The organism is Longimicrobium sp., assembly GCF_036387355.1.
Classification (GTDB): domain Bacteria; phylum Gemmatimonadota; class Gemmatimonadetes; order Longimicrobiales; family Longimicrobiaceae; genus Longimicrobium.
In genome coordinates, this window is the sequence record NZ_DASVTX010000131.1 from 1 (window position 1) to 8182 (window position 8182).

The following is an 8182-nucleotide window of genomic DNA, read 5'->3' on the forward strand; positions in this document are numbered from 1 at the left end:
ACCGTCTGTCCATCAGTTCCGTTCCGGGATCGTGTTGGGGGGAGTTCGGCACCTGCGGTGGAGCGGGCAAGACGCAAGCCCGGCGTCCCCGCCCGATCGTATGAAGAAGGTTCTTGCGCGAGAGAAGCTTTGCCGCGATCATGCCGTACCGGACACAACAGACACACACAAAGACGGAGACGGAATTGATGAGCAGCGCAGATTCGCAGGACCGGCCGGACCCGGAGTACGTGCAGCGGAACCCGCCGTCCCCCTCCCGCAAGAGGAAGGAAAAAGACGGATACGTCGCCGACTTCTACCCCGGCTTCGTGCGCCGCCTGGCCGTGCGCCGCGCGGGCCAGGAGGTGGTGGTGTACGAGCAGGCCCCGGACGATCCGTTCATCCTCCCCGCCGGCTCCGACAAGCCGTGGGACACCAGCGAGATCGTGGTGCAGGGCGGGCCGTCGGCGCGCGACGTGCGCCTGGTGGTGCACGACCCGCATCAGGAAATCGACAGCATCGTCATTCGCCTGCGCGGCCGCTCACCCCGCCTGGCCGGCGGCGGCGAGGACGAGGAGATCGAGGTGCTGGACGGCACCGTGCTCTGCCCGCCCATGTGCCCGCCCATCATTCCCGTCGGCGGCGGCGGATGAACCTGCTGCTGCAGACCGTCGCGACCCTGCTCATTCTCCCCTTTGGACTGCTCAGCCTGGCGGCGTGGCGGCGAATGGAGGGAATGCGCTGGAGCCGGCCGTTCGCGGCGTGGTTCCCCACCGGCGTGTGCTTCGCGGCGGTGGGGGCGTACAGCGCGGCGCACGCCCTGGCCGCGCCGTACGTGCAGCGCATGGACCCCGGCTCCGCCGCGTACGGCACCGCCGTGCGCTGGCTGCAGGCCGGCAACGTGGGGCGCGAGTGCGGCGTCATCATGGCCGCGCTGGTGATGGGGGCCATGCTCGCCGTGCCCGCCGCCAGCGTGGGCAGGGTGGCGCGCCACGGCACCGCGCCCATTCTGCTCGCCATCGTGGCGGGAACGGTGCTCACGGCGCGCTACGGCGACATGGAGCTGCGCCCGTACATCACCCTGCTGGCGGTGATGTACTGCATTGCCGTGGTGGTGCTGCTGGCCGTTCTGCTGGCCGGCGTGGCGCGCGACGGGCTGGACCAGCTGCTCTGGCTGGCGCTGGCCGCGTACGCCGTCAAGGAGACGTTTTCCGTAAGCCTGTTCACCATCCTGGCGTGGTGGAGGGTGCAGGTGGAGCCCGCGGCGTGGGTGGCGTTCTACTGGGTGAACGGCCTGGCGATGGTGGTGATGGTGATGCTGGCCTTCCGCCGGCTGCAGCACGCCCGCGCGGGGAACGCCGTACCCGCACTGTTCGAGCGGCTGCACGCCGTTCGCGGCGGGAACCCCGGCCGCATGCTCTCGGACGGCTGATGCGGCTTTCCGTATCACCCTGCGTGTGGAAACACTTGCCCGCGCTCGGCATTCTGTGCAGATTCAGGGGTCCGCAGTACCCCCTCCCGTTCGTTCCACATCCGGAGACACACCATGGCGCAGGACAACGCTTCCGCGGATCACGTCACCGTGACCGCCGACGCCGACTACGACGTTACCTTCCATCCCGCGTTCGCCAGCCGCTGCACGGTGTCGCGCAAGGATGACGGCTCCGTAAAGGAGCTGTACAAGCAGGACAAGAGCAAGCCGGTGAACACCAAGGGCAAGGGACACCCCAAGCGCCATGTGATCACGCTGCGCGGCAAGGGCAGGAACGGCCGCAACCTCACCATCACGGTCGACGATCCCAACCACAGCCTGCACAGCCTGTCCATCAACCTGTACGACGAGGGCCGCAACCCCGAGCAGGTGGGCGACTGGAGCGCCACGGAAACGTTCACCGTCGAAAACTCGGCGGCAACGTGCCCGCCGCACTGCACCGACGATCCGCCTCCGACCCCGACCTGATCATCTCATGCTGACCTGGTCGCTTCAGTTCGCGGGCGCGTTGCTCTTTCTCTCCGTCGGGCTCGTTTCGATGGGAGTCGCTCTTCGCGCGCGATCCGCCTCGGCGACTCACGTAGCGGCGTGGCGCGTGACAGGAACGGTGTTCACCCTTCATGGCCTGACCTTTTCGGTTCAGAACCTCTGGGGATTGGCGGCAATCAGGGCCGGCGCCGAGTCGGGAACCATGCGGATGTACCTGCTTGCAGCACCCGTGTTCAACCATGGCCGCACCTTTCTTCTGCTGGCGTGCTGCGGTCTGTTGTTCGGTCTGGCGCTCCGCCCCCGGTTCGTTCTGCCGCGGCTGCCGGCGCTCATGGGCGCCACGCTGGCGTTTGGCTTTGCGAGTGGATGCCTCGTTGGATTTACGGAGGGCCGCCTGGTTGCGGCGGTGCATTATGCCGCAGTGGCGCGGCTGGATGCGGTGGAACTGGTTCTGCTTTTCGGAATGCTGTTCATCGCCCTCCTGAACGATGCCATGGACCGGCTGAACTGGGGCGTGCTGGCCGTGTACGCGTTTTCCGTCGCGCTGAACGTCATGTGGTTTGCGGGGCTTGCGTCGATCAACGATCCGTCGGTCTGGTCTCCGAAGCCCTCTCACATCCTGATGATCCGTGCACTGCTGGTTTCATCCATGCTGGCAATGGCCGCGTGGCGGTACCGGATGGTCTTGGCGGGGACGCGGGTCGATGGCCTGATGGGTGCCTCTCGCAGGCCCGTCGCCTCTCACACGGGCGCCGGCTGGTTCGGCTGAGGCGAACGGTCCGCCACCTCATCGCGATGAAGCAAACTATGAATGAGGGGCTCCCGAACAGGGAGCCCCTCATTCATAGTTCCATCATACTCTGGCGCGGGCCCTCACTTGCGAGATTCATGTTGTAGGAGCAGCGCAGTGGAAGTGTTCTGATCGGCGTTGTTGTGATCGTCTGCATTGCCCGCCGCTTTGGGCGACGGTCTGAGTTGTTCGCGGCGGTCGCTCCCCCTGCCCGAGCGCCTGTTCTGCTCATCTGGGTGAAAACATTCGGTGCTGCGCGTGCCCTTGAGCAACGTGATCGACCCTACGGCCACTCGCGCATGCGCAGAAGAACGCCGGCGACGATGAGCCAGAACAGTCCGTAGCCGGCGGCGTACGCGCTGGGCACCCAGGCGATCTGCCCGGCGAGGATCCCGTCGAACACGTCCGAAAGGGCCAGCTGCGGCGGCAGAAGAAGGGCCAGCACGTCCGCGAACCCGCCGGGAACGGGCTGCACCCCCAGGCTGATGGCCTGCAGCCACACGTAGTTGGTGATGTACAGGATCAGCGCCACCCAGGTGTCGCCGCGAATGAGCACCGAGAGCACGGCGATCATGCCGCCGTAGCTGATCGCGGCCAGCAGCGCCAGCCACAGGCCGCTCCACCCGCCCTGGAACTCCCCCCACGCGGCGATCTGCCCCACCACCAGAAAGACGGCGGACGCCGCGACGGAAAGCACCAGCGCCAGCAGCCACTGCACCCCGTAGTAGGCCAGCGGCCGCGTGGGGTGCGCAAAGTACATGCGGTACCAGCCGTTGGCGCGGTCGCCGGAAAGCGAGCCGCCCAGCAGGATCAGCATGGAAAAGGCGGACAGGTTGCTCAGGCTGGCCGCGATCCCCAGGTACCCCAGGTTGAGCCCTACCTCTTCACCCGCCAGCTCGGTGGCGTGCTCGTGAAAGCCGGGCTCCAGGAGGTAGAACATCCACCCGGCCAACGCCACCAGGGCCAGGCGCGGCAGCATGCCGCGCAGCATCACCGGGATCACGCGGGCCCCCGGCGCCGGGCGCCCATGGCGCGGTATCGCTCGCGCAGCGACCCGCCCCCGGGCGTCAGGGCGCGCACCACGCCCCCGCGCTCCAGTAGCGTCTGCACGCGTCTGCTCACGTCGCGCGCGCTCCCCGCCTCCACGCGAAAGGCGTGCGCCTCGCCTGTGAGGGGAAGTGCGCCCGGAAAGGCCTTTTCCACCAGCCGCGCGGACTCCGTCCCCTCCACCACCAGCGTCCACGAGGGCACCGGCCCCTCGCCCGCCGTGGCCAGCACCTCGTGCACGCGTCCGGCCCGCAGCACCACCACCTGGTCGGCCACGCGCTCCACCTCGTCCAGATCGTGCGAGGCGAACACCAGCACCCGCTCCGGGTCCGCCGCGCGCCAGCCCGCCAGGACCTCACGCACCCGGGCCACCCACTCCGGGTCCAGCCCGTCGGTGGGCTCGTCCAGCACCATCACCTTGCGGTCCGCAAGCAGCGCCTGCGCCAGGGCGAGGCGCTGCAGGTTGCCCTTGGAGAGCGCGCGCACCCGGCGGTGCGCCACCTCGTTCAGTTCCATGCGCGCCATCTCGCGCTCCACCCGCTCCTCCCAGTCATCCACCTCGGCCAGGGCGGCAAAGGTGCGCAGGGCGCCGCGCACCGTCCACCAGGGGGGCAGGGTGACGCGGTCGGGGACGTACGACACGCCGTGCCGCTCCACGTAGTCGCGCGGCAGCATGCCGCCCACCTCCACCCCGCCGCGTGACGGGTGCAGGTACCCCAGCAGCAGCTTGATGACGGTGCTCTTTCCGGCGCCGTTGGGCCCCACCAGCCCCACGGCCGTGCCGGCGGGAACGTGCAGCGAGACGCCGTCCAGCGCGCGCACCCGTTCCCGGCGCAGGCGGGCCAGCGGCCCGCCAAAATCCTTGCCCACATCCGTAAGATGAATCATGCCGGGAGCGTACCGCCCGCGCCCCGCTTCGCGCAAGGCAGGTATGGAACGTGCGCCCCGCGGCCCGCATGAGCACCCGGACGGAAAGCACACTGGTGGAGCGGCGCACGGAGCCCCGCCGCGGACCCGGAGCCCGGGCCCGCGACGGGCTGTTCGCGCTGCTGCGCTGGATCGGGCGGCACGTGCAGGGGTTCCGCGCCGCGCTGGGCGTGTTTCTCGCCCTCGGGCTCACCGTGGTGCTGGTGGGCTCCATCGCCTTTGCCACGCTGGCGAACCGGGTGATGGCGGGGCGTACGCAGCAGGTGGACGAGGCCATTCTGCGGTGGATGGGCGAGCACGGGTCAGAGTCGCTGAACGTTGCCGCGCTGGAGGTGACGGCGCTGGGGGCGCGGCTGGTGGTGTGGATGGTGGTGCTGGTGGCGAGCGCGTTTCTGTGGGTGAGCCGGCACCGGTGGTCGGCGGCGCTGCTCTGGGTGAGCATGCTGGGGTCGGGGCTGGTGAACATGGCGCTCAAGAGCGCCTTCAACCGCCCGCGGCCGGACGTGTTTCCCTGGCGAACGCCGCACGCCGGTACCGCGTCGTTCCCCTCCGGCCACGCCATGACCAGCATGGTGGTGTACGGCACGCTGGGGTTCCTGATCGGGCGGCTGATGCCCACGCGAACGCTCAAGTGGTGCACCTGGGCCGTGGCCGCGCTGGTGATCGGGCTGGTGAGCGCGTCGCGGCTGTACCTGGGCGTGCACTATCCGTCGGACGTGCTGGGCGGGTTGATGACGGGCGCGGCGTGGGCCGTCACCTGCGGCCTGGGGATGGAAGCCGTGCGCTACTTCCGCCACCGCCGCCCGCAGGTCGCCGCCGAAGAACGCGACCTGACTACGCCCCCCGCCGAGTCCTAGCCGTTTGTTCGAGAGAGCGAAAAACACCCTCCGCCCGGTTCCGGACGGAGGGTGTTCTGTTGTGTCTCCGGCGATCCACGCGGTCCTGGCGCCGCACCTCACCGTCCGCGCGAACCGCCGTCGCCGCCGCCCCGCCGTTGCGGGAGCCGGTGGTCAGCACTGCCCGGGAGCGCTACCGCTGGTCCCGCGTCCGCTGGCGCACTCCTTCCACGGCGCCGGCCATCACCGCGACGGGATCGTCCTGCGGCGTTACCACCATCGACAGGTCGCGCAGGATTCCGTCGCGCAGGCCGTAGATCCACCCGTGCACGTTCACCGGCCCGCCCCGGTCCCAGCTTTCCTGGATGATGGTGGTCTGGCAGACGTTCATCGCCTGCTCGATCACGTTCAGCTCGCACAGCCGGTCCATCTGCTCTTCTTCGTCCAGCCCCTCCAGCACGTGCACGTACTTGTCGCGGATGTCGCGCACGTGGCGCAGCCAGTTGTCGATCAATCCCAGCCGCCGGTCCTGCAGCGCCGCCCGCACGCCGCCGCACCCGTAGTGCCCCACCACGATCACGTGCTCCACCTTGAGCACGTCGATGGCGTACTGCAGCACGCTCAGGCAGTTCAGGTCCGTGTGCACCACCACGTTGGCCACGTTGCGGTGCACGAACAGTTCGCCCGGCATCATGCCCAGGATCTCGTTGGCCGGCACGCGGCTGTCCGCGCACCCGATCCACAGGTACTTGGGCGTCTGCTGGCGGGCCAGCCGGGCAAAGAACTCCGGGTCCTCGGCCTTTACGGCCTCGGCCCATTCCCGGTTCTGCTGAAGGATGTAAGGAAGCGTGCGCACGGTGTGTCGGTGGTGCGTTCCAGGGTTGCTCCGCGCGGGGTGCGCGGAGCAGAGCAGGTTCCGCGAAGGCCGTGCCGCGCCCGGGCCGTGCCGACCTTCGCTCGAAGTACAAAGGAGACGCGAGTTCCCCTCCGGTCCCCGCGGTGCGCTGGACGGACGGGATCCGCGTGTTCTCATCGGTACGAGCCTGCTCATGGGATGCCCGACACGTCTGTGTCCGGAACCGTGGGCCATCGCGGGCGTGGTACGCTCCCTGCCTTTCGGCGGCGCCCACTCGAACCGCGCGCACCGTTGATCATCGACTGCCACACCCACCTGAACCGCTACGCCATGAGCGATCCGCCCACGCTGCGCGAGCGGTATGCGCGGCTCAAAGGCGAGATGGACGCGAACGGCGTGGGCTACGCGCTCGTGCTTTCGTCGTACGTGGTCAACCAGGAGCGCCCCTCTGCCCAGGAACTGCTGGAGCTGGTGGATGACAATCCGCGGATGGGCATCGTGGCGGGGGTGGACGTGCCGCGGCTGGGCGCGGACCAGGTGGGCTACCTGCGCGGCCTGCTGCGCGGGGGAAAGATCCGCGCGCTCAAGCTGTATCCCGGCTATCAGCCGTTCTTTCTGACGGACCGCGAGGTGCACCCGGTGTATCACCTCGCCGCCGAGTTCGGTGTGCCGGTGATGATCCACACCGGCGACACCTACAATCCGGCCGCCCGGATCAAGCACGCGCATCCGCTGCAGATCGACGACGTGGCCGTGGATTTTCGCGACGTTACGTTCGTCATCTGCCACCTGGGCAACCCCTGGTTCACGGACGCCATGCAGGTCATCTACAAGAACGAGAACGTGTTCGGCGACATCTCGGGCTTTACGCTGGGCGAGTTTCAGCCCCGGTACGAGCGGCTGGCGCTGGGCAAGGTGAACGAGACGGCGGCGTTCATCAACGACCCCGGCAAGCTGATGTTCGGCACGGACTGGCCCATCAGCGACATCGCCAGTTATCTCCGATTCGCGGAACGGCTGGAGATCACGCCGGAGGAGCGCGAGGGGCTCATGTGGCGCAACGCGGCGCACGTTTTTCGCCTGGGCGTGGAGGGCGCGGATGGCCGGCGAATCTGACCTGCGCCTGGTGACGGTGGATGACGAGCGGCTTCCGCTCGCCACGCGCGCGCTGGAACTCATCGTCCACTCCATCGGCGACGTGCAGCCGGTGGAGGACCTGCTGACGGAGATCGAGGAGCGGCGCCGCGGCATGCCCATGGACGGCAGCTATCACCTGCTGGCCATGGTGGACCCGGCGGAGCACCCGGTCGCGGCCGCCGCGGGCGTGTACCTCAAAGGCGTCAACGCGGGGTTCATCACCTATCTGGCCGTGCGGCAGGACCAGCGCGGGCGGGAACTGGGCCGCGCGCTGCGCACGGAACTGGTGGAAGCCATGCGCACGGAGGCGCGGGAGAGCGCGGGGCGCGACCTGGACTGGGTGGTGGGCGAGGTGCGGCGCGAGAGCCCGTGGCTGCGCACGCTGGTGAGCCACGGCGCCGCCATTCCCTTTGACATGCCGTACTTTCACCCGTGGCAGTCGCGGCGCACGGAGGGCCGATACGTGCTGTACCGCGAGCCCGTGGCCGACGCGCGTGCCGAGCTTCCGCCGGACGAGGTGGCGCGGCTGCTGTACAACATCTACCGCCGCGCGTACCGGGTGCGATTCCCGCTGCAGAGCGACACGTTCGGCTACATGCTCCGCAAGCTGGAGGGACGCGAATCGGTGG

10 protein-coding genes are annotated in these 8182 nt (G+C 68.8%); 7 read left to right on the forward strand and 3 right to left on the reverse strand.

What is annotated here, in order from left to right:
* Window positions 1-188: 188 nt before the first annotated feature.
* The 4 genes from VF665_RS05995 to VF665_RS06010 all read left to right on the forward strand — a co-directional run bounded on the left by VF665_RS05995 (window position 189) and on the right by VF665_RS06010 (window position 2729).
* Window positions 189-632: a hypothetical protein gene (locus VF665_RS05995; RefSeq protein ID WP_331052508.1), complete on the forward strand. Its 444-nt coding sequence runs from the start codon at window positions 189-191 to the stop codon at window positions 630-632.
* Window positions 629-1411 carry a hypothetical protein gene (locus VF665_RS06000; protein ID WP_331052509.1) on the forward strand — a complete coding sequence of 261 codons (783 nt, stop codon included), beginning with the start codon at window positions 629-631 and terminating at the stop codon, window positions 1409-1411. The genes VF665_RS05995 and VF665_RS06000 overlap by 4 nt, the downstream gene beginning before the upstream one ends.
* A 114-nt stretch (window positions 1412-1525) precedes the next feature.
* Window positions 1526-1939 (forward strand): hypothetical protein, encoded by a 414-nt coding sequence (locus tag VF665_RS06005; protein ID WP_331052510.1) that lies wholly within the window; start codon window positions 1526-1528, stop codon window positions 1937-1939.
* Window positions 1940-1946: 7 nt separating this feature from the next.
* Entirely contained in the window at window positions 1947-2729 is a 783-nt protein-coding gene (locus VF665_RS06010) for a hypothetical protein (protein ID WP_331052511.1), read from the forward strand.
* Window positions 2730-3033: 304 nt separating this feature from the next.
* Here VF665_RS06010 and VF665_RS06015 read toward each other — a convergent pair whose 3' ends face one another.
* Together VF665_RS06015 and VF665_RS06020 are read right to left on the reverse strand one after the other, a co-directional pair.
* On the reverse strand, window positions 3034-3753 hold the full coding sequence (locus VF665_RS06015; RefSeq protein ID WP_331052512.1) for a hypothetical protein: 720 nt from the start codon (window positions 3751-3753) through the stop codon (window positions 3034-3036).
* Window positions 3750-4685: an ABC transporter ATP-binding protein gene (locus tag VF665_RS06020; RefSeq protein ID WP_331052513.1), complete on the reverse strand. Its 936-nt coding sequence runs from the start codon at window positions 4683-4685 to the stop codon at window positions 3750-3752. Before VF665_RS06020 ends, VF665_RS06015 begins: the two co-directional genes overlap by 4 nt.
* A 68-nt stretch (window positions 4686-4753) precedes the next feature.
* Here VF665_RS06020 and VF665_RS06025 point away from each other — a divergent pair, with 68 nt between their 5' ends.
* Window positions 4754-5581 (forward strand): phosphatase PAP2 family protein, encoded by an 828-nt coding sequence (locus tag VF665_RS06025; protein ID WP_331052514.1) that lies wholly within the window; start codon window positions 4754-4756, stop codon window positions 5579-5581.
* A gap of 172 nt (window positions 5582-5753) precedes the next feature.
* Here the strand turns inward: VF665_RS06025 and can are convergent, their stop codons facing one another.
* On the reverse strand, window positions 5754-6416 hold the full coding sequence (gene can / locus VF665_RS06030; RefSeq protein ID WP_331052515.1) for a carbonate dehydratase: 663 nt from the start codon (window positions 6414-6416) through the stop codon (window positions 5754-5756).
* A 291-nt stretch (window positions 6417-6707) separates the two neighbouring features.
* Here can and VF665_RS06035 point away from each other — a divergent pair, with 291 nt between their 5' ends.
* Window positions 6708-7532 carry an amidohydrolase family protein gene (locus VF665_RS06035; protein ID WP_331052516.1) on the forward strand — a complete coding sequence of 275 codons (825 nt, stop codon included), beginning with the start codon at window positions 6708-6710 and terminating at the stop codon, window positions 7530-7532.
* Window positions 7516-8182: GNAT family N-acetyltransferase (locus tag VF665_RS06040; protein ID WP_331052517.1), on the forward strand; the 667-nt coding region annotated here is incomplete at its 3' end. The genes VF665_RS06035 and VF665_RS06040, both read left to right, overlap by 17 nt.